This window comes from Actinomadura sp. 1N219, from assembly GCF_044326405.1.
GTDB lineage: Bacteria > Actinomycetota > Actinomycetes > Streptosporangiales > Streptosporangiaceae > Spirillospora.
This window is the reverse complement of the sequence record NZ_JBIRAY010000004.1, coordinates 434,493-453,263: the sequence shown is the minus strand read 5'-3', so window position 1 is coordinate 453,263 and position 18,771 is coordinate 434,493. Positions and strand designations below refer to the sequence as shown.

Sequence of the window (18,771 nt, the reverse complement as noted above, 5' to 3'; positions counted from 1 at the left end):
CGTCCCATGAACATGGACAAGCCGGTTCGACGGGTGGCGATCTTCGCGTTGCTGCTGTTCTTCGGGCTGATGGCGCAGGTCAACTACGTCCAGGGGAGCCAGGCGGAGGACCTGCGCAGCGACAGCAACAACGCCCGGCAGTACGCGGACGTGTTCAACTCGCCGCGCGGCCAGATCTCCGCAGGCGGTGAGGTCCTCGTGGTGTCGAGGAAGACCGGCAAGGACAACCCGAAGTACGGCCGGACGTACCAGGACGGCCCGATCTTCGCGCCGGTCACCGGGTACTTCAACGGGAACGCGACGCAGGTCGAGCGGGCGTACAACTCGCTGCTGGGCGGCAAGGACAAGCGGATCACGCAGCAGCGCTGGTTCGACACGTTCATCGGCAAGAAGGCGGAGGGCGCGAACGTCGAGCTGACGATCGACCCGGACGCGCAGCGGACGGCGTACGAGCAGCTGAAGGCGAAGACGCAGCAGGGCCGCCGCGGCGGCGCCGTGGTGATGGACGTGAAGACGGGCGCGCTCAAGGTGGCGGCGTCGTGGCCGTCCTTCGACCCGAACGAGGTGGCGCCGCAGACGGGCGAGAAGGGCGCGAAGCGGCTGGAGCAGCTGAACAAGGGCAACGGCGTGATCCGGCCGCTGGTCGACAACGCGCTGAGCCAGACGTTCCCGCCGGGCTCGTCGTTCAAGACGGTGACGTCGGCGGTGGCGATGGAGCGGCTCAACCTCGACATCGGGTCCAACGTCCTCACCGGGCAGCTGATCCTTCCGGAGTCGGGACGTCCGCTGCCGAACTCGCACGACAGCGGCAGCTGCGCCGGGTCCGCCCCGCTGAAGGGCGCGTTCGCCGAGTCCTGCAACACCTCGTTCGCGAAGATGGCGCTCGACATGGGCATCCAGCAGCTCCACGACGGCTCGGCGAAGTTCGGGTTCGGGGAGCGCGTCAAGATGGAGCCGGACATGTTCGCGGCGGAGAGCGCGGTCCCGACGTCGGTCACGGACGCGAAGGGCCAGACGGTCGAGACCGGCAAGGACGGGACGGCCCGCTCCGGCATCGGCCAGGAGAACGTGCGGTCCACGCCGCTGCAGATGGCGATGGTCGCGTGCGCGGTCGCCGGCGGCGGCAAGATCATGAACCCGTACGTGGTGCAGAAGGTGCGGGCCAAGGACCAGAGCGAGCTGTACAACGCGTCCCCGAAGGAGTTCGGGGAGGCGATGAGCGGCAAGCACGCCGACCAGCTCGCGGAGATGATGCGGGCCGTGATCACCGAGGGCACCGCGAAGAACCTGCAGGGCATGCGGATCGCCGGTAAGACCGGTACCGCGGAGCAGGATCCGGCGTCCGGCATCCCGAACTCCCGCTGGTTCGTCGGGTTCAGCCCGATCGAGAATCCGCGCTACGCGTTCGCCGTGGTGACCGAGGGTTCGGGCGACGGCGCGACCAATGCCGGTCCGATCGCAGGGGCGATCATGTCCAAGGTCTTGAAGAAGTGAGCACGGGCCTCGTCCTGAACGGGCGGTACCGGCTGCTGGAGCGGCTGGCTATCGGCGGGATGGGCGAGGTCTGGCGGGCGTCCGACGAGGTGGCCGGGCATCCGGTCGCGGTGAAGCTGCTGCGCCGCGAGTTCGTGTCGGACATGTCGGCGCGTGGCCGGTTCGAGTCGGAGGCGCGGTTCGCGGCCGAGTTGCGGCATCCGGGTATCGCCCGGGCGTACGACTTCGGCGAGCAGAACGGCCGGACATACCTGGTGATGGAGCTGGTGGCGGGCGAGCCGCTGGACGGGATCCTCACGCGGGACGGCGGGCTGCCGCTGGAGGCCGTCCTCGACCTGCTGGTGCAGGCGGGACGGGCGCTGACCGTCGCGCACCGGGCGGGCGTCGTGCACCGGGACGTCAAGCCCGCGAACCTGATGGTGTCGCCGGACGGCATCCTGAAGATCACCGACTTCGGGATCGCGCGGCAGCTGGCGGCCGCGTCGCAGACCGCGACCGGGATGGTCATGGGGACGGCGCACTACATCTCCCCGGAGCAGGCGCAGGGGTTGAAGCTGACGCCGTCCGCCGACCTGTACTCGCTGGGCGTGGTGGCGTACGAGTGCCTGACGGGCGCGCCGCCGTTCGACGGCTCCACGCCGGTGGAGGTCGCGCTGCGGCACGTCCGGGAGGCGCCCGCGGAGCTGCCGGCGCGGTTCCCGGCGGACGCCCGCGAGCTGATCATGGAGATGCTGGCGAAGCACCCCGAGGGCCGTCCGGCCGACGCGGGGGCGGTCGCCGACCGGGCCCTGGCGATCCGCGCGAGGCTCAGCACGGGACGGCCGATCCGGACGGACGTTCGGCACCCGCCGACGGCACGACCCAATATTGTTACCCAATCGACTGCTTTGTCTGGATTTGACGGACCCGAGGCGGCGGATAACCTCACCAGGGGGTCGGTGCGCCGGCACGCACGCCCCGGCAGGCGTCCGGCACGGGCGTACACCTCCGCCGCGGCCGTGCTGCTGGTCGTCACGGCCATCGTCATCGGGTCGCTGTGGAAGGGGTTCGCCTTCGCCGGATCCGGCGAGGACGAACGGGACCCGCCCGGCGCCCCCGCCACAAGGCCCGTCGGGGACGGCAGCGTCGACGTCCCGGCCACCGCGTCGGGCGGCCCGGCCAGGTACCGGTCCCGTGTCACACCCAGGCCGACTGTCACGCAGCGGCCCCGGACGCATAGGATCCGTCCGTCAACGCCGGGGACCCGCCAGACGTCCCCTTCACAGAAGCCACCTACGAATCCGCACAGGGCGACGCCCACCGCCCCAGACCCAACACCCACACCGACGGAGAGCGCCACGACTCCGTCAACTCCGAGCCCGGATCCCTCTCCGACACAGAGCGGGAAGCTAGGTTCGGAGGACAAGGTGTAGACGTACGAGGGAAAGTGCACATATGAGTCAACCTCGGCTGCTCGGCGGCCGCTACGAGCTCGATACGGTGATCGGGCGAGGCGGCATGGCCGAGGTCTACCGTGCCCGGGACCTGCGCCTCGATCGCGTCGTCGCGGTCAAGACGCTGCGGTCCGACCTGGCCCGTGACCCCACGTTCCAGGCCCGGTTCCGGCGCGAGGCCCAGTCGGCCGCGTCGCTGAACCACCCCTCGGTCATCGCCGTGTACGACACCGGCGAGGACATGATCGGCGACAACTCCATCCCGTACATCGTGATGGAGTACGTGGACGGGAGCACGCTGCGCGACCTGCTGCGGGAGAACCGCGCGCTGCTGCCCGACAAGGCGCTGGAGGTCACCGACGGGATCCTCCGCGCCCTGGACTACAGCCACCGCGGCGGGATCGTCCACCGCGACATCAAACCGGCCAACGTGATGCTCACCCGGCAGCACGAGGTCAAGGTCATGGACTTCGGCATCGCCCGCGCGATGGCCGACACCGCCGCCACGATGACGCAGACCGCGCAGGTCATCGGCACCGCGCAGTACCTGTCGCCGGAACAGGCGCGCGGCGAGCGCGTCGACGCCCGCAGCGACATCTACTCGACCGGGTGCGTCCTGTACGAGCTGCTGACCGGCAAGCCGCCGTTCACCGGCGACTCCCCGGTCGCGATCGCGTACCAGCACGTCCGGGAGGAGCCCGTCCCGCCCTCGCAGGTCGACCCGCAGATCCCGCAGTGGGCGGACGCGATCGTCCTGAAGGCCATGGCGAAGGAGCCGGCCAACCGTTACCAGAACGCCACGGAGTTCCGGCAGGAGATCCAGCGCGTCCTGCAGGGGCAGCCGGTGGCGTCCACGGCGGCGTCCACGATGCTCATGGGCTCGCAGCCGCAGGGCACCCAGGTCATGGGCGGATATCCGGGCAACGGCCCGGCCCGCACCCAGGTGCGGCGCCCGCCGGACGACTACGGCCTCCCGCCCGCCCGCTACGACGACGACATGCCCGACCGCGGCGGCGCCGGCAAGAAGGCAGCGCTGTGGGTGGGCCTCGCCGTCCTGTTCATCGGCGGCGCGGCGCTGATCGGCTGGATGATGAGCGGCGGTGGCGGCGGAACCGACCAGGTCGCGATCCCGCAGAGCATCGTCAACACCACCCAGAGTGACGCCACCGAGCAGCTCACCAAGCTCGGCTTCCGGGTCGGCGAGCCGAAGTCGGAGTACAGCGACGAGGTCCGGAAGGGCAACGTCATCAGCTCCGACCCGAGGCCCGGCACGCAGGCGGCCAAGGGCGCGTCGGTGACGCTGCTGGTCTCCAAGGGCAAGAAGCCGCCCACGGAGATCGAGGTCCCGGACGTGACCGGCAAGCCGTACAGCGCGGCCAAGACCATCCTGGAGGAACGCGGGTTCGACGTCGAGAAGAAGGTCGAGTCGAGCGACAGCGTCCCGCGCCTGAACGTCGTCAGCACCGACCCGCCCGGCGGCTCGAAGGCCCCGAAGAACTCGACCGTCACGGTCGTCGTCTCCAACGGCCCGTCGAACCTCAAGGTGCCGAACCTGTTCAACAACAGCCAGCGCGCCGCCTGCGCCAAGCTGGAGGGCCTCGGCCTGCGTTGCAACGTGGAGAAGGGCCCGGCCCCGCCGGACAAGCCCGTCGCCCCCGGCTTCGTCTACGACCAGCAGCCCACCCCGGACGCGACGGTCGCCCCGGGCGACACCGTCACGATCTTCGTGGCCCAGAAGCCGCAGGAACCGCAACCGCCCACCCAGAGCCCCGGCTTCCCCTTCCCCCCAGGCGGCGGCGACGGATAACCCTGCTTATTGCGTTTCTCTCCTCCTTCGGCCCTGGCGGGCCTCCATCGTCGAGAAGCGCGCGCGATCGCTGCATCGCTTCGTCTCGCCTTGGCGGCTCGCTGCGCGATCAGGTTTCTCGCAAGCTCGAAACCTGCCTTCGGACGCGATCGCAAGCGTTCAGGTTGTTGCAGGGTTGCGGTGAGGGCTGGGCAGGGCGCGTCCGGTGGTGCGCTCCGCGGCTCACCACCGGTGACCTGGGTTTTTGGTGACAGACCAGGGCGTTTGGCGAGAGATCTGAAAATTTCGGTTGAAATCCGTAACGTCTCAAGGCCGAGTGACGAAGACCATATCGAGGGCTTCCGCCATTGCCCCCGAGTGGCGGAAGCCCTCACTCATGTCTTGGGGACGGCGCGCAGGGCGGTGCAGGTGGTGAGCCAGTTGGTCAGGAGTTGGTGGCCGCCGGTGGAGAGGATCGACTCGGGGTGGAACTGGACGCCCTCGATCGGGCGGGTGCAGTGGCGTAGGGCCATGATGACGCCGTCGGGGGTTCGGGCCGTTACGTCCAGGGTGTCGTGGGGGACGGTCTCCGGGTCTACGGCGAGTGAGTGGTAGCGGGTCGCGGGGAACGGGGTGGGGAGGTCGCGGAAGACGCCCTCGCCGTCGTGGACGATCTTGCTCGTGAAGCCGTGGACGATCTCCGGGGCGCGGGAGATCGTGGCGCCGTAGGCGTGGGCTATCGCCTGGTGGCCCAGGCAGACGCCCAGGAGGGGTGTGCCGTTGCGGTCGGCGGCCCGGACGAGGTCCAGGCAGATCCCCGAGTCGGCGGGGTGGCCGGGGCCGGGGCTCAGCAGGACGCCGTCGGCGGACGCCGCGTCCTGGAGGGTGGCGTCCGAGCGGTCCTTGACCTCGCAGGCGGCGCCGAGTTCGAGCAGGTACTGGACGATGTTGTAGACGAAGCTGTCGTGGTTGTCGACGACGAGGATGCGCATGTCAGCCCGGAGTCCGTGAGCCGGACGGGCTCGGCCGGTCGACGACGCCGTGGTCGAACTGGACCTTGGGCTCCACCCACGGGAACACGACGTACCAGAAGACGACCGCGATGGCGATGACGAGGCCCAGCGCCGTGGCGGTCTTGGTCTGCCATTCGCCGGGCAGGTGGCGCCAGATCCAGGCGTACACGGGTGCCTCCTAGGTTCCGGCGGCCGGCTGCCGCGTCTGGCTCGCCTGGTTCACGCGGGGCAGCGCGGACGCCAGCTCACCGAAGATGATCATTCGTTCGGCGGCGGAGTACTTGGGGTGGCAGGTGGTGAGCGTGATCAGCGGTTCGGTCGGCTTGCGCTTCGGGTGCAGCGGGACGGGCGCGGTCACCTCCGTAGCCGACGGCTTGACGATGTCGCGGCCGGTGACCGTGTAGACGTACTGCTTGTCCCGGGTGTCGATGAGGATCTTGTCGCCGTGCTTCAGTTCGCCGAGCCGGTTGAACGGCGCGGAGTAGGTCGTCCGGTGGCCGGAGACCACGAAGTTGCCGACCTGGCCGGGGAGCGCGGTGCCGGGGTAGTGGCCGGGGCCCTTGCGCAGGTCCTTGCGCTCCACGCCCTCGATGATCACGAAGCGGTAGTCCTTCCCGAAGCGGGGGATGCGGATCATCGCGAGGCCCTTGCCGAGCTTCACCCGCTCGGTGGTGACCTTGCCCCAGTCCTTGAGGAGCTCGTCGCCGAGGCGGTCCTGCTGGGCCTGGGTGTAGCGGCCGGTGCCCCACAGAGAGTACGTGACGAAGAGCATGACGATCAGTCCGGCGGTGATGCACAGCTCGCCCATGCCACGGATGACCATCCGCACCGCGCGTCCTCCTCCGTCGGGGGCCGGGCTAGCCGCCGGCCGGCACCGTAGCGTGCTTCATCGTCACGTTGCCGGTGTAGGGCGGCAACGTGGCGCGTTCCACGGTCCGCACCGAATAGCCGAGCCCGTAGGCGCGGACGTACTTCCGGTAGATCGCGATGTCGCGGGACGCGCCGAGCGCCGCGCGGAGCCGTTCCGGGTCGCCTGCCGCGGTGATCCGGAACGGTGGGGAGTACACGACGCCTTGCAGGATCAGCGTATTGCCCACGCAGCGCACCGCGCTCGTCGAGATCACCCGCTGGTCCATGATCTGCATCCCGGTGGCGCCGCCGGCCCACAGCGCGTTGACGACGGCCTGCACGTCCGCCTGGTGGACGACGAGGTCGTCGGGACGGACGCCGCGCGGCAGATCACCGGATTTCGGCAGCGGCGCGTCGTCCAGCGACACCTGGACGGCGGTGCCCGCAAGCGGGGTGAATCCGGCGCGGGACGCCAGTTCGTCGGCCTCGGACTGGGCGTGTTTCACGCGCGCGTCGTGACGTCCGGCCTCGCGGGAGATACCGTCGACCTCGTGGCGGAGGCGCCGGTACTCGGCGCGCTCCTGACGGCTCCGGTGCTGCTCGGCGGCGATGAGCTCGGTGATCCGGGTACGGCCCTGCTCGCGCAGGCTCGTGCCGCGGGCCGTGCTCGCGCTCGCCGCGAACAGGGTTCCCGCGAGGAGCGTGAGAACTGGGATGATGCTTCCCCACGCTGGAAGCCGTACTCTGCACACCAGCGACTACGCTAACCGACAAAACACCCATGCGCGGTCCGGCGCTCCGGCCGCCGGACGCCCGAGGAGATCGAATCCACCGTGGCCAAGTCCAAAGTGCGCAAGAAGGCCGTTTACACGCCCCCGCAGAAGTCCAAGGCCCCGGAGGTCAGCCCGCGCTGGCTGGTGCCCACGATGGTCGGCCTGTGGCTCATCGGCCTGATCTGGATCGCCGTCTTCTACGTGACGGCCAGCACCGGCACCGACGTGCCGTACATGACCGACCTGCACAACTGGAACCTCGGCATCGGCTTCACGGCGATCATCCTCGGCGTGATCCTGTCGACCCGCTGGCGCTGACCGCAGGTTATCCACAGGTCGGGCAGCTCCCACCCCGGTTTTCCCCAGGTTTTCCACAGCCCGGTTCCGGACGCACCGCGCCCTGACCAGGCGCGGTGTGGCCGGGGCCGGTCGTGTCGTGGACGCGGTCACGGTTTCACGGTCGCCGTTCGCCGGAATGGCACGTTCCAGTTGCGTGGAGGTGCCCGGACGCCGCCGCCCGTGGGCCGGTGGGTGGGAGCAGCGGTGTCCGCGCGTTCCAGGGCTCAGGTCGCCGGGCTGAGGTCCGCCGTTCTGACCAGGACCAGGGTCGCGAGCAGGGCGAGGGTGAGCAGCGGCGCCGCGATGTGGATCAGGCGGCGCCGCGCCTCCGGAGCGTAGGCGTACGCGGCGGCGAGCGCCGCGCCGACCACGAGGCCGCCGACGTGCCCCTGCCAGGAGATGTTCGGCACCGAGAACGTGATGATCAGGTTGATCACCAGCAGGAACACGATCGGCCCGACCGGGCCGCCGAGCCGCCGCCCGATCACGAAGTAGGCGCCGAAGAGGCCGAAGATGGCGCCGGACGCGCCGACGGCCGAGTCCTGCGGGGCGCCGACCAGGTACAGCAGCACCGAGCCGCCCAGGCCCGACAGCACGTACAGGACGATGAAGCGCCACCGTCCGAGCACCTGCTCCAGCGCGGGACCGATCGCCCACAGCGCCCACATGTTGAACAGGATGTGGGTGATGCCGAACGACCCGCCGCGCTGGTGCAGGAACATCGTCGTGAACAGCCGGTACCACTCGCCCTCGGCGACGCCGCCGACCTCCCCGTTCGGCAGCACGGCCCGGCCGAGCATCATGAACTCCCACACGACGCGCCACGACGCCAGCTCGGCGAGGTACGCCGCCACGCACGCGCCGATGAGCGTGTACGTGACGACCGGCACGGCGGACGAGGCCGCCCGCGCGCCGAGGGGCGTCCGGGGCACGGCCCTGCGGACGCCCCGGTTGCCTTCGGCGACGCACTCGACGCACTGGTGCCCGACCGCCGCGTCCCGCATGCACTCGGGGCAGATGAAGCGGTCGCACCGGGTGCAGCGCACGTACGTCTCCCGCCCGGGATGCCGGTAGCAGGTCGGCACCGAGGTCTCGGGAGCGGGACTGTGGTCTGTGCTCATCTAGGGCTCCGTAGGGCCGCCGTGGGGTCTCACCGTATGAAACGACTAACGGCGCTCGATCGTCACCGACTCGAGGACGACGTCCGTCTTCGGACGGTCCTGGCGGCCGGTCTCGACCTTGCCCATGGCGTCGACGACGTTCGTGCCCTCGATGACCTTGCCGAAGATGGTGTGCCGGCCCGTCAGGTGCTGCGTGTGCCCGACACTGAGCGTGATGAAGAACTGCGAGCCGTTCGTTCCGGGCCCGGCGTTCGCCATCGCCAGCAGGTACGGCTTGTTGAACTTCAGGTCGGGGTGGAACTCGTCCTTGAACTCGTAGCCCGGGCCGCCGGTGCCGGTGCCCAGCGGGTCGCCGCCCTGGATCATGAACTGGTCGATGATCCGGTGGAAGACGGTGCCGTTGTAGAGCGGCGCGTCCGACTTCTGCCCGGTCCGCGGATCGTGCCAGGTCTTGTTCCCCTCCGCCAGGTCGACGAAGTTCGCCACCGTCTCCGGCGCCTGCTCCGGGTACAGCTGGACGACGATCGTCCCGAGCGACGTGTTGAGCTTCGCGAAGATCTCGTTGGCCACGCTGGCCGCCTCCTCGTGAGTGGGTTGTGTGATGTCCGACGGCGTGGTCGCGGTCATGCCCGAATATGTCACGCTGGGTGGTCGAATGGTCGCGCGTTCAGGTTTACTCCCCGGTCTCTGGGAAGGCTGCATGACAGGACCTCGCAAACAGGGAGGTTAGCGTGTCCCTAATGATCAGTATCCGCCAGAAGCCGCAGGAGGACGGTCTGACACGGTTCGGACGCGTCCAGGAGACGGCCCGCCAGGGCGCCGACATGTGCCGGCAGGGCGCGGCCACCGCGGCCGAGCGGATCGTGCCCGTCGCGGGCGAGCGCGTCATGGTCGTCCGCGGCTGGAGCGCACCGAGGCTCCGGCGGGCCGCCCGGTATGTGGAGACCGGGCTCGCCCCGCGGGTGAGCACGTTCTTGAGCGATGTCGCTCACCGGGTGGAGCCGCCGAAGCGGGCCAGGCCCGGGCGCGGCGCCCTCATGGCGATGATGGGGGTGGTCGCCGCCGTCGGCGTGGCCGGTGCCGTGGCGACGCGGCGCGGAACCATCCGCGACCTGAGCAAGGGTTCCGGTGACCATGCGGGGGACGCCACGTCGGCCGACTCCATGACGGTCAGCGGCGCCGACGTCGACGGTCAGGTGCAATCTCCGCACTGAGCCCTTTCAGGTTTCAGGAGACTCACAGCAGGGCCCGGTCGTCCACGACCGGGCCCTTCGCTGTGCGCCCGGGGTTGCTACCAACCGGTACGGTGAACGCCATGTCGCGGAAACGCTCGATTCGGCAGGCGCTGGCGGCCGGGGCCGGGCGGCGCGCCCGCCAGGGCGTTCACATCGCCGTGCACCGCGCCCTGGAGTGGGTCCAGCGGCACGGGGAGATCACCCCGCACACGCCCGGCCGCCGCAGGTTCGCCTACCTGGGCGAGGGCGCCTGCATCGGCTTCCCGGTCGGCGCGATCTACGGCGAGCCGTGGATCTCGATCGGCGACCACACGCTCGTCGGCACGCACGTCACGATCTCGGCGGGCTTCGTCCCCGGCCTCGACCTCGGCCCGGACGTCGTCGTCCGGATCGGCGGGAGCTGCTCGATCGGACGCGGCACGCACATCGTCGGCCACCAGTCCATCGACATCGGCGACGACGTCTTCACCGGGCCGAACGTCTACATCACCGACCAGAACCACTCCTACGGCGACCTGCACACGCCGATCGGGCGGCAGTGGCCGGAGAACAACCCCGTCGTGATCGGCGACGGCTGCTGGATCGGCACCGGCGCGATCATCCTGCCGGGCACCCGGCTGGGCCGGAACGTCGCGGTCGCGGGCGGGGCCGTCGTCCGGGGCGAGTTCCCCGACCACGCGGTGATCGGCGGCGTCCCGGCCAAGATCCTGCGCAGCCACGACGGGGAGAACGGCTGGCAGCCGCCGCTGCGCAGCGACCCGCTCATGTCGCTGGACGAGCTCGCGGCCCTCTCCGTCAACGGCCTGGAGGGCCTCCAGATCCTCCAGGACAAGCTCCGCGAGGAGGCCGTCCGCCGCGACGGCGGGATCCGACGCGACAGCCCGGTCCAGCGGGACAGCAACGTCCTCCGCGACGACGACGTGCTTCACGACGACGGTGTGCTTCGTGAAGAGGCCGGCTGACAAGGACGCGGCAAGCGAAGAGCCCCGCCCTTGTGGGGGCGGGGCTCCTGGGTTTCGCTGGTCAGTTGTAGCGGGCGGTGCGGCGGTCGCCGCTGTCGCGCCGGTCGGACGTGTACGAGCCGCCCCGCCGGTTGCCGTGGGAGCCGCCCCCGGTGCGCGGGCCTCCGCCCGTCCGGGAGCCGCCGCCGGTGCGCGGGCCGCCGCCGCGGCGGTCGCCGCCGGGGTGGGAACCGCGGTGCTCACCGTCGCGGGACTCGAAGGAACCGCTGCGGGGCTCGAAGGAACCGCCGCCGCGGCGTCCGTCCTGGCGGTCGAACGAGCGCGGGCCGCGTCCGCCGCGGCGTCCGCCCGAACGGCCCCGGCTGCCTCCGCCGCCCTCGCGGCGCGGGCGCTCGGGGATGATCGGCCCCTCGATCGGGATGCCCGACGGCCGCCGCGCGCCGGTCAGCTTGACCAGCTCCGTGTCGCCGGTGGTGACCCGGACGCGGGGCGCGTGGATGCCCGCGCGGCGCGTCATCGCGGACGTCGCGCGCACCTGGTGCGGCAGGACGAGCGTGACGACGGTGCCGCTCTCACCGGCCCGGGCCGTGCGGCCCGCGCGGTGCATGTAGTCCTTGTGGTCGGCGGGCGGGTCGACGTGCATGACGAGGGTCACGTCGTCCACGTGGATGCCCCGGGCCGCGACGTCCGTCGCGACGAGCACGCTGATCGAGCCCTCGCGGAACTCGGCGAGCGTGCGGGTGCGCAGGCCCTGGCTCTTGCCGCCGTGCAGCCCCGCGGCGCGGACGCCGACCTGGGTGAGCTGCTTGGCGAGCCGGTCGACGCCGTGCTTGGTGCGGGCGAACAGGATCGTCCGGCCCTCGCGGTTGGCGATCTCGGCGGTGACGGCGGCCTTCTCCTTCGGCGCGACGAGGAGCAGGTGGTGCTCCATCGTGTCGACGGACTCGTCCACCGGGCCGATCGCGTGCCTCACCGGGCTGTTCAGGTACCGCCTGACCAGGACGTCCACGTCCTTGTCCAGGGTGGCGGAGAACAGCATGCGCTGCCCGCCGGGCTTGGCGGCGTCGAGGATGTCGGTGACGTCGGGCAGGAAGCCCATGTCGGCCATGTGGTCGGCCTCGTCCAGCACGGCGATCTCGATGTCGGACAGGTCGCAGGCGCCCTGCCGCATCAGGTCCTTGAGCCGGCCGGGCGTGGCGACCAGGACCTCGACGCCGCGGCGCAGCGCGTCGATCTGCTTGAACATCGAGGTCTGGCCGATGACGGTCTTGAAGCGCAGGCCGAGACCGCGGCCGAGCGGCTCCAGGTTGGTCTGGACCTGCTGGGCCAGCTCGCGGGTCGGGACCAGGATCAGCGCCAGCGGGCGCTTCGGGGCGGCCTTGCGGCCGGAGAGGCGGGCGAGGAGCGGCAGGCCGAAGGCCAGGGTCTTTCCGGAGCCGGTCTTGCCGCGTCCGAGGACGTCGCGTCCCGCCATGACGTCGGGGATCGCCGCGGCCTGGATCGGGAACGGCGCCTCGATGCCCTGGCGGGCGAGGGAGCTCACCAGCACCGGCGGGAGGCCGAGCTCGGCGAACGTGGGAACCTGCTCATCGCCCGTGGTGGCGGGCATGGACGGGTTCTGTGCAGCGTCAGCTGTGGTCACGCATTACCTTCCGAGAGGGGGGCACGTCTCGGGAGGCACCACGGTCCGCGTGGGCTGCAAGGACGAGCCTGACGCCAAGGGGCGTCGAAGAATGATTCCTAGAGTCTAACGTCGGCCGGGCACCTCGTTATGCCCCGCCTCTGCCGGAACATTCAAGCTCACTCGTCCATCGGGGTTTCAGCAGTCGCAGGAAACGGCGCTGATGGGTCCGGTGAGCGGGTCGGGGGAGCGGCGCGTGACCGTCCCCGGGGTCGTCTCCACGGGGAGCCCTTCGCGGGCCCAGTACTCGAATCCGCCGATCATCTCCTTGACCGGATAGCCGAGCTTCGCGAACTCCAGGGCGGCCCTCGTGGCGCCGTTGCAGCCGGGTCCCCAGCAGTAGACGACTACGGTCTGGCCGTGCGGGATCAGTGCCGCGGCGCGTCCGGCGATCTCCGGGGTCGGCAGGTGAAGCGCGCCGGGGACGTGCCCCTGCTCCCAGCTCCGCGTGCCGCGCGCGTCGACGACCACGATCGTGCCGGCGCCGAGGTCGTCGGCGACGTCGGACACGTCCGTCTCGAACGACAGGCGGGCGGCGAAATGCCGGACGGCCTCCTCGCTGGACGCCGCGGGCAGGAAGTCGATCATTTGACGCTCCTTGGGCCGGAATCTCGTACGGCCCATGCTGCGCGGCGGTCACCTCGTCCCAGAAGTGGCCTGATCGCCGTTTATCGCTAAGATCTCGCCATGGTGGCCATCGCTCCGCCGGCTCGCCGGCACACGGTGTCGGTGCTGACGTTCGACGGCATGTCGCCGTTCGAGCTCGGCTCGGTCGTCGAGGTGTTCGGGCTGCCCCGGCCCGAGCTGGACGTCCCCTGGTACGACCTGCGGGTCTGCTCGCCGGAACGCGGCCCGATACGGGCGGTCGGCGGCTTCACGCTGACCACCGCGCACGGCCTGGCGGAGTTCGCGGCCGCGGACACGGTGATCGTCGTCGCCGTCCCCGACGTCCGGGACGACCCCCCGCCCGACATCGTCGCGGCACTCCGGCGGGCGCACGAGCGGGGAGGCCGCGTCGTGTCGATCTGCTCAGGCGCGTTCGCGCTCGCCGCCGCCGGCCTCCTGGACGGACGCGAGGCCACCACCCACTGGCGATACGCCGACCTGCTCCGGCGCCGCTACCCGATGGTGCGCGTGAACCCGGACGTCCTCTATGTGGACGGCGACGACGTGCTCACCGGGGCGGGCAGCGCGGCCGGGCTCGACATGTGCCTGCATCTCGTCCGCAAGGACCACGGCGCCCGCATCGCGAACGCGGTGGCGCGGCGGCTGGTCGTCCCGCCGCACCGGGAGGGCGGGCAGGCGCAGTTCGTCGAGGCCGCCGTGACCCTGCCGCCGGACGAGCAGGACGACGCGGTCGGACGGAGCATGGCGTGGGCGCTCGCGCATCTCGCCGAGCCGATCACGGTCGCGCGCCTGGCCCGGGAGGCGCACCTCGCGCCGCGCACGTACATCCGGCATTTCCGCGGGCGGACGGGGACGAGCCCGCTCCGCTGGGTCATCGCCCAGCGGATCATGGCGGCGCTGCCGCTGCTGGAGGAGGGCGGGACGCCGATCGAGGAGATCGGCGCGGCGGTCGGCTTCGAGAGCCCGGTGACGTTCCGGCACCATTTCGTCCGGGCGATGAAGACGTCGCCGTCCGCCTACCGGCGCACCTTCCGCGCGACGACGACGGCTGCGGCCGCCTCCGCTCAGTGATCGCCGTCTTGGGGGAGGCTGTCGAGGCCGGTGAGCAGGCGCGCCACGTCCAGCCCGGTGTTCAGGTAATCGACGAAGACGTGATTGTTCAGCGCCCATTTCGACCGGCGGTAGCGAATGAGGAACACCGCGTCGTCGGCCGGATATCCCATTCCGACGAGGCCCTGCGCGACGACGAGCCCTGACCGGTTATAGCCCGAATGGCACCGGACGAGGACGCGCCTACCCCGCCGGAGCGCGTCCACGGCCGTGTCCGCTAACCGACACACGGCCTCTAGCTGGTCGGCGGTCAGCGGGGCGTCGGGCAATTCGGCGTAATGGTGTTCGACATTCGGCGGCGGGCCGTGGCCGTCTCGCCGATAGAGGCTGATGACGGTGTCGAACTCGTCCGTCACGACAGCGGCGAAGCGTTCTCCGGACGCGGTCGCGTAATGGTGCCCGCCCATCCACAGGCCGGGGACGATCTCATTCCACGGCTGCCCCGCGTCCGGCGCTCCCCGCCCCTTGACACGCATCGTCCCAGTTCAGCCGTGGTGGACGGGAGCCGGGGCCCGGCCGACGGGAGCCGGGTCCTGGCGGTCGATCTCGCGGCACAGGACGGTGACCATCTCGTCGAAGGCCGCGGCGCCGTAACGCGAATGGAGGTCGGGGTAGACGTTCTTGCGGGCGGCCTCCCTGAGCATCCAGCGCAGATCGGTGTGCGCCACCTGCTGTCCGAGCGCCAGCCGGTCATGCGCCTGCCGGGTCACCCGCAGCAGCTCCGGATGGGCCGCGGACTCGGAAAGGATCATGCGCGTCGCGTGCCTGAGGTCCATGCCGGGAGTGTAGATCAGCCGATCCCGGCGGCCGGAGCCGACTTTGCAATGCCTGCCCGATTCGCCACGTTCTCCCAGATCAGTCGAATCCGTTCTTCCTGGGTGCGGGGAGCGCGGTTACGATCACGCTGCTGGCACGTTCGTCCTGGATCAGAGCGATGCCGGTAGCGGGGGGCCGGGACGATCCACACCATTGCCGATCCAGCAGCACTGCCACAACCGAAGAACACCGAGAGGACCCCCCGCCATGCAAAGACGCATTCTCGGCATGCTCGTCGCCGCTTTCCTTGGCGCCGCCACGGCGACAGCAGGCACGGCCACGGCGTTCGCCGCCCCGGCTGCCGCCCCCGCGCAAGCTCCCGCGCAGGCGCAGGTCAAGGCCGCCGACTTCACCGGGATCGTCGCCCTGAGCAACTGTTCCGGCTCGGTCGTGCGCACCCCCAACTCCGCCGACAGCGACCCCGCGATGGTGCTCACCAACGGCCACTGCATCGAGACGGGCATGCCGTCCGCCGGCCAGGTGATCACGAACCGGGCGTCCAGCCGGACGTTCACCCTCCTGAACTCCAGCGGGGGAGACCTCGGCACCCTGCGCGCCACGACGCTGCTGTACGCGACCATGACCGACACGGACGCGGCCCTGTACAAGCTCAACACCACCTACGCCCAGATCAAGCAGCAGTACAACACGCCCGCACTGGAGATGGTGCTGCAGCGCCCGGCGTCCGGCGGCACCCTGCACGTCGTCTCCGGCTACTGGAAGCGCATCTACACCTGCCAGCTCGACGGGTTCGCCTACCGCATCCGTGAAGCCGAGTGGACGTGGAAGGACGCGCTGCGTTACACGTCCCAGTGCAACGTCATCGGCGGCACGTCCGGCTCCCCGGCGATCGACGGCGCGTCCGGCAAGGTCATCGGCGTCAACAACACCATCAACGAGAGCGGCGGCCGCTGCACCCTGAACAACCCCTGCGAGGTGGACGAGCAGGGCAACGTCACGGTGCGCCGCCAAATCGGCTACGCCCAGCAGACCTACATCCTGGCCAACTGCATAGCCCCCGGAACCACCCTCGACCTAACCCGCTCCGGCTGCACCGCCCCCCGCGGCTAACACACCACAACAAACGCCTCGCATCTCCCGCCGGGAGATGCGAGGCGCCTTGTTGTTTCACAGGCCCGGCCGTCTTACCCAGCCTTGATCCGACGCGTAAGCGCCCGCCAGGCACCAGCGTCCAAGATCAGCTTGGGCCCGTCAGGGTCCTTGGAGTCGCGCACAGCGACAGCCGGGGCAACACCCGCGACTTCCGTGTGGCCGACCGTGTTCGTCGGATTCCCGAGCGTAGTCGTCAGGTATGGCAACGGCCTGCATTCAGGCCAACACGCCAGGCAAGGGTCAGTGATTGCGGACGGGCTTGAGCTCGATGTCGAGGCCGAAGGGCGAGGTGACGGAGATCCGATCATGGTGGACGCCGGTCGCGACGTATCGTCCGGTGGCGTCGTTGATCTCGTAGGTGTAGACCGCGAACGCTGGTGCGGTCTGGTCGGTCTCCACCCGCCAGAAGTGACGGATTCCCGCCTCCGCGTAAAGCTCCGGGTGCGCCCGCCGGTCTTTGCGCTTGGTGGACGGCGACACCACCTCAACGACGAGGGTGACCAGGTCGGCAGGGATGGGACGTTCGTAGGGGTCGTGATCAGTGGAATACACGACGATGTCGGGGGCCATCTCGACCGGCTCGGTCTCGTCGTCGTCCAGGAGTACGTCCACGTCCGTGTCGACCTGCCAAGCAGCGGGAGCGGCGTCCTCTAGCCGAGTCGCCAGGCGCCGCGCGATGCGCTGATGGATCGGGCGAGGCCGTGGGCTCACGACGAGTTCACCGTGGATGAGACTGACGCGTACCGGGAGGTCTTCCGGTAGCGCTTCGAATTCTGCCCGAGTCCAGGTGTCGCCGGAGGGCAACGGGAGAGTCAGCGCATGCATGGCCGGTAGCGCCTCCGGTCCAGTCGGCACAGGTACTTGGTCAGGGTACCCGTGTACCTCGCGAATGCCTGTGAGGGAATTAACGACGGGCGGTAGTACTACAGGCCGTAGTATGTTCCACGGGACGTAGTACTACAGCTTGTAGTAGATAGTCAGAGAGGCGGCCCGGGGCATGGACACGGTCGATATCGCGCGGTGGCAGTTCGGGATCACCACCGTGTACCACTTCCTGTTCGTGCCGCTGACGATCGGGTTGTCCGCGCTGGTCGCGGGCCTGGAGACGGCCTGGGTCCGGACGGGCAAGACCGCCTACCTGCGGGCCACCAAGTTCTGGGGCAAGCTCTTCCTGATCAACTTCGCGATGGGGATCGTCACCGGCATCGTGCAGGAGTTCCAGTTCGGCATGAACTGGAGTGACTACTCCCGGTTCGTCGGGGACGTCTTCGGCGCGCCGCTCGCGATCGAGGGGCTGCTCGCGTTCTTCGTCGAGTCGACGTTCCTCGGGCTGTGGATCTTCGGCTGGGACAGGCTGCCGAAACGGATCCATCTGGCCTGCATCTGGCTCGTGGCCATCGGGACGCAGCTGTCGGCGTTCTTCATCCTCTCCGCGAACTCCTGGATGCAGCACCCCGTCGGCTACCGGATCGACGAGGAGACCGGACGGGCCGTCCTCACCGACTTCTGGGCCGTCCTGACCAACCCGACGCACCTCGTCGCGTTCCCGCACACGATCACGGCGGCGTTCGTCACCGGCGGGATGTTCATGGCGGGCGTCAGCGCCTGGCACCTCGCGCGGCGGAAGAACGTGGAGGTGTTCCGGCCGTCGCTGCGGCTGGCGCTGGCCGTCACGGCGGTCGCGTCCATCGGCGTCGCCGTCACCGGCGACCAGCAGGGCAGGGTCATGACCGAGCAGCAGCCGATGAAGATGGCCGCCGCCGAGGCGCTCTACGAGACCGAGCGGCCCGCCTCGTTCTCGATCTTCACGGTCGGGACGCCGGACGGCGCCGAGGAGGTCTTCGGGATCAAGGTGCCGCGCGTCCTGTCGTTCCTGGCCACGGGCACTTTCAACGGCGAGGTCGAGGGGATCAACGACATCCAGGCGGCCGAGGAGGCGCGGCACGGGCCCGGCGACTACCGGCCCTTCGTGCCCGCCATCTACTGGAATTTCCGGCTCATGGTCGGGGTCGGGATGCTCACCGCGCTCGTCTCGCTCGGTGGGCTGTGGCTGCTGCGGCGCGGACGGCTGCCGTCCAACCCGTGGGTGTACCGGGTCGGAATGCTGTCGCTGACGCTCCCGTTCATCGGCAACTCCGCCGGATGGATCTTCACGGAGATGGGGCGGCAGCCGTGGTCGGTGTACGGCGTGATGAAGACGTCCGCGAGCGTGTCGCCAGGTGTGTCGGCTTCGTCGATGCTCATCTCCGTCGTCTCGCTGACCGCGCTCTACGCCGTCCTCGCGGTCATCGACGCCGGGCTGATGCTCAAGTACGCCAAGGCCGGGCCGCCGTCCGAGGACGAGGCGCTCCCGCCGCCTCCGGGTGACGACTCCGATGACGATTCCGAGCGCTCGCACGCGTTCGCCTACTGAGAGGGC

Annotated in this window: 21 protein-coding genes; 9 read left to right on the top strand and 12 right to left on the bottom strand. The window is 70.0% G+C overall.

Going from position 1 to position 18,771, the window contains the following annotated elements; genetic code table 11:
- Positions 1 to 6: 6 nt before the first annotated feature.
- Genes ACH35V_RS16930 through pknB form a run of 3 tightly spaced genes read left to right on the top strand, consistent with a single transcriptional unit; the run spans position 7 to position 4,734 of the window.
- Positions 7 to 1,494, top strand: coding sequence for a peptidoglycan D,D-transpeptidase FtsI family protein (locus ACH35V_RS16930; RefSeq protein ID WP_395973312.1), 1,488 nt, complete (start codon positions 7 to 9; stop codon positions 1,492 to 1,494).
- Positions 1,491 to 2,906 (top strand): serine/threonine-protein kinase, encoded by a 1,416-nt coding sequence (locus ACH35V_RS16925; RefSeq protein WP_395973310.1) that lies wholly within the window; start codon positions 1,491 to 1,493, stop codon positions 2,904 to 2,906. The genes ACH35V_RS16930 and ACH35V_RS16925 overlap by 4 nt, the downstream gene beginning before the upstream one ends.
- 22 nt (positions 2,907 to 2,928) lie before the next feature.
- On the top strand, positions 2,929 to 4,734 hold the full coding sequence (pknB, locus tag ACH35V_RS16920) for a Stk1 family PASTA domain-containing Ser/Thr kinase (protein ID WP_395973309.1): 1,806 nt from the start codon (positions 2,929 to 2,931) through the stop codon (positions 4,732 to 4,734).
- A gap of 374 nt (positions 4,735 to 5,108) precedes the next feature.
- Here the strand turns inward: pknB and ACH35V_RS16915 are convergent, their stop codons facing one another.
- Genes ACH35V_RS16915 through ACH35V_RS16900 form a run of 4 tightly spaced genes read right to left on the bottom strand, consistent with a single transcriptional unit; the run spans position 5,109 to position 7,327 of the window.
- Complete coding sequence (locus tag ACH35V_RS16915; RefSeq protein ID WP_395973308.1) at positions 5,109 to 5,705, bottom strand: anthranilate synthase component II; 597 nt, start codon at positions 5,703 to 5,705, stop codon at positions 5,109 to 5,111.
- A gap of 1 nt (position 5,706) precedes the next feature.
- The gene (locus ACH35V_RS16910; RefSeq protein ID WP_395973306.1) at positions 5,707 to 5,895 is read right to left on the bottom strand and encodes a hypothetical protein; all 189 of its coding nucleotides are present in this window, start codon (positions 5,893 to 5,895) and stop codon (positions 5,707 to 5,709) included.
- Positions 5,896 to 5,904: 9 nt separating this feature from the next.
- Positions 5,905 to 6,549, bottom strand: a complete 645-nt coding sequence (locus tag ACH35V_RS16905) for a class E sortase (RefSeq protein ID WP_395973438.1) — start codon at positions 6,547 to 6,549, stop codon at positions 5,905 to 5,907.
- Between the two features lie 34 nt (positions 6,550 to 6,583).
- Positions 6,584 to 7,327 carry a DUF881 domain-containing protein gene (locus ACH35V_RS16900; RefSeq protein ID WP_395973304.1) on the bottom strand — a complete coding sequence of 248 codons (744 nt, stop codon included), beginning with the start codon at positions 7,325 to 7,327 and terminating at the stop codon, positions 6,584 to 6,586.
- A gap of 81 nt (positions 7,328 to 7,408) precedes the next feature.
- On the opposite strand from ACH35V_RS16900, the gene ACH35V_RS16895 reads away from it, so the two are divergent.
- The gene (locus ACH35V_RS16895; RefSeq protein ID WP_132200853.1) at positions 7,409 to 7,666 is read left to right on the top strand and encodes a cell division protein CrgA; all 258 of its coding nucleotides are present in this window, start codon (positions 7,409 to 7,411) and stop codon (positions 7,664 to 7,666) included.
- A 245-nt stretch (positions 7,667 to 7,911) separates the two neighbouring features.
- On the opposite strand, the gene ACH35V_RS16890 is transcribed toward ACH35V_RS16895, so the two are convergent.
- Positions 7,912 to 8,808, bottom strand: a complete 897-nt coding sequence (locus ACH35V_RS16890) for a rhomboid family intramembrane serine protease (protein WP_395973302.1) — start codon at positions 8,806 to 8,808, stop codon at positions 7,912 to 7,914.
- Positions 8,809 to 8,853: 45 nt separating this feature from the next.
- Positions 8,854 to 9,435, bottom strand: coding sequence for a peptidylprolyl isomerase (locus ACH35V_RS16885; RefSeq protein WP_395973300.1), 582 nt, complete (start codon positions 9,433 to 9,435; stop codon positions 8,854 to 8,856).
- Between the two features lie 113 nt (positions 9,436 to 9,548).
- Here ACH35V_RS16885 and ACH35V_RS16880 point away from each other — a divergent pair, with 113 nt between their 5' ends.
- The gene (locus tag ACH35V_RS16880) at positions 9,549 to 10,022 is read left to right on the top strand and encodes a hypothetical protein (protein ID WP_395973299.1); all 474 of its coding nucleotides are present in this window, start codon (positions 9,549 to 9,551) and stop codon (positions 10,020 to 10,022) included.
- Positions 10,023 to 10,123: 101 nt separating this feature from the next.
- On the top strand, positions 10,124 to 11,005 hold the full coding sequence (locus ACH35V_RS16875; RefSeq protein WP_395973298.1) for an acyltransferase: 882 nt from the start codon (positions 10,124 to 10,126) through the stop codon (positions 11,003 to 11,005).
- Between the two features lie 61 nt (positions 11,006 to 11,066).
- Here ACH35V_RS16875 and ACH35V_RS16870 read toward each other — a convergent pair whose 3' ends face one another.
- The gene (locus ACH35V_RS16870; RefSeq protein WP_395973297.1) at positions 11,067 to 12,614 is read right to left on the bottom strand and encodes a DEAD/DEAH box helicase; all 1,548 of its coding nucleotides are present in this window, start codon (positions 12,612 to 12,614) and stop codon (positions 11,067 to 11,069) included.
- Between the two features lie 210 nt (positions 12,615 to 12,824).
- On the bottom strand, positions 12,825 to 13,274 hold the full coding sequence (locus ACH35V_RS16865) for a rhodanese-like domain-containing protein (protein WP_395973295.1): 450 nt from the start codon (positions 13,272 to 13,274) through the stop codon (positions 12,825 to 12,827).
- A 99-nt stretch (positions 13,275 to 13,373) separates the two neighbouring features.
- Between ACH35V_RS16865 and ACH35V_RS16860 the strand changes: the two genes are divergently transcribed.
- A complete protein-coding gene (locus ACH35V_RS16860) occupies positions 13,374 to 14,384 on the top strand; it encodes a helix-turn-helix domain-containing protein (protein ID WP_395973293.1) in 1,011 nt (336 codons plus the stop codon).
- Here the strand turns inward: ACH35V_RS16860 and ACH35V_RS16855 are convergent.
- Together ACH35V_RS16855 and ACH35V_RS16850 are read right to left on the bottom strand one after the other, a co-directional pair.
- On the bottom strand, positions 14,378 to 14,899 hold the full coding sequence (locus ACH35V_RS16855) for a hypothetical protein (RefSeq protein WP_395973292.1): 522 nt from the start codon (positions 14,897 to 14,899) through the stop codon (positions 14,378 to 14,380). The two genes, ACH35V_RS16860 and ACH35V_RS16855, sit on opposite strands and share 7 nt — an antisense overlap.
- A 9-nt stretch (positions 14,900 to 14,908) precedes the next feature.
- On the bottom strand, positions 14,909 to 15,199 hold the full coding sequence (locus tag ACH35V_RS16850) for a hypothetical protein (protein ID WP_395973291.1): 291 nt from the start codon (positions 15,197 to 15,199) through the stop codon (positions 14,909 to 14,911).
- 247 nt (positions 15,200 to 15,446) lie between these two features.
- Here ACH35V_RS16850 and ACH35V_RS16845 point away from each other — a divergent pair, with 247 nt between their 5' ends.
- Positions 15,447 to 16,310 (top strand): serine protease, encoded by an 864-nt coding sequence (locus tag ACH35V_RS16845; protein WP_395973290.1) that lies wholly within the window; start codon positions 15,447 to 15,449, stop codon positions 16,308 to 16,310.
- A 74-nt stretch (positions 16,311 to 16,384) separates the two neighbouring features.
- Here ACH35V_RS16845 and ACH35V_RS16840 read toward each other — a convergent pair whose 3' ends face one another.
- Together ACH35V_RS16840 and ACH35V_RS16835 are read right to left on the bottom strand one after the other, a co-directional pair.
- Positions 16,385 to 16,660 (bottom strand): DUF397 domain-containing protein, encoded by a 276-nt coding sequence (locus tag ACH35V_RS16840; protein ID WP_395973289.1) that lies wholly within the window; start codon positions 16,658 to 16,660, stop codon positions 16,385 to 16,387.
- Entirely contained in the window at positions 16,593 to 17,177 is a 585-nt protein-coding gene (locus ACH35V_RS16835; protein ID WP_395973287.1) for a Uma2 family endonuclease, read from the bottom strand. Before ACH35V_RS16835 ends, ACH35V_RS16840 begins: the two co-directional genes overlap by 68 nt.
- Before the next feature lie 172 nt (positions 17,178 to 17,349).
- Here ACH35V_RS16835 and ACH35V_RS16830 point away from each other — a divergent pair, with 172 nt between their 5' ends.
- The gene (locus tag ACH35V_RS16830; RefSeq protein ID WP_395973285.1) at positions 17,350 to 18,765 is read left to right on the top strand and encodes a cytochrome ubiquinol oxidase subunit I; all 1,416 of its coding nucleotides are present in this window, start codon (positions 17,350 to 17,352) and stop codon (positions 18,763 to 18,765) included.
- Positions 18,766 to 18,771 lie beyond the last annotated feature (6 nt).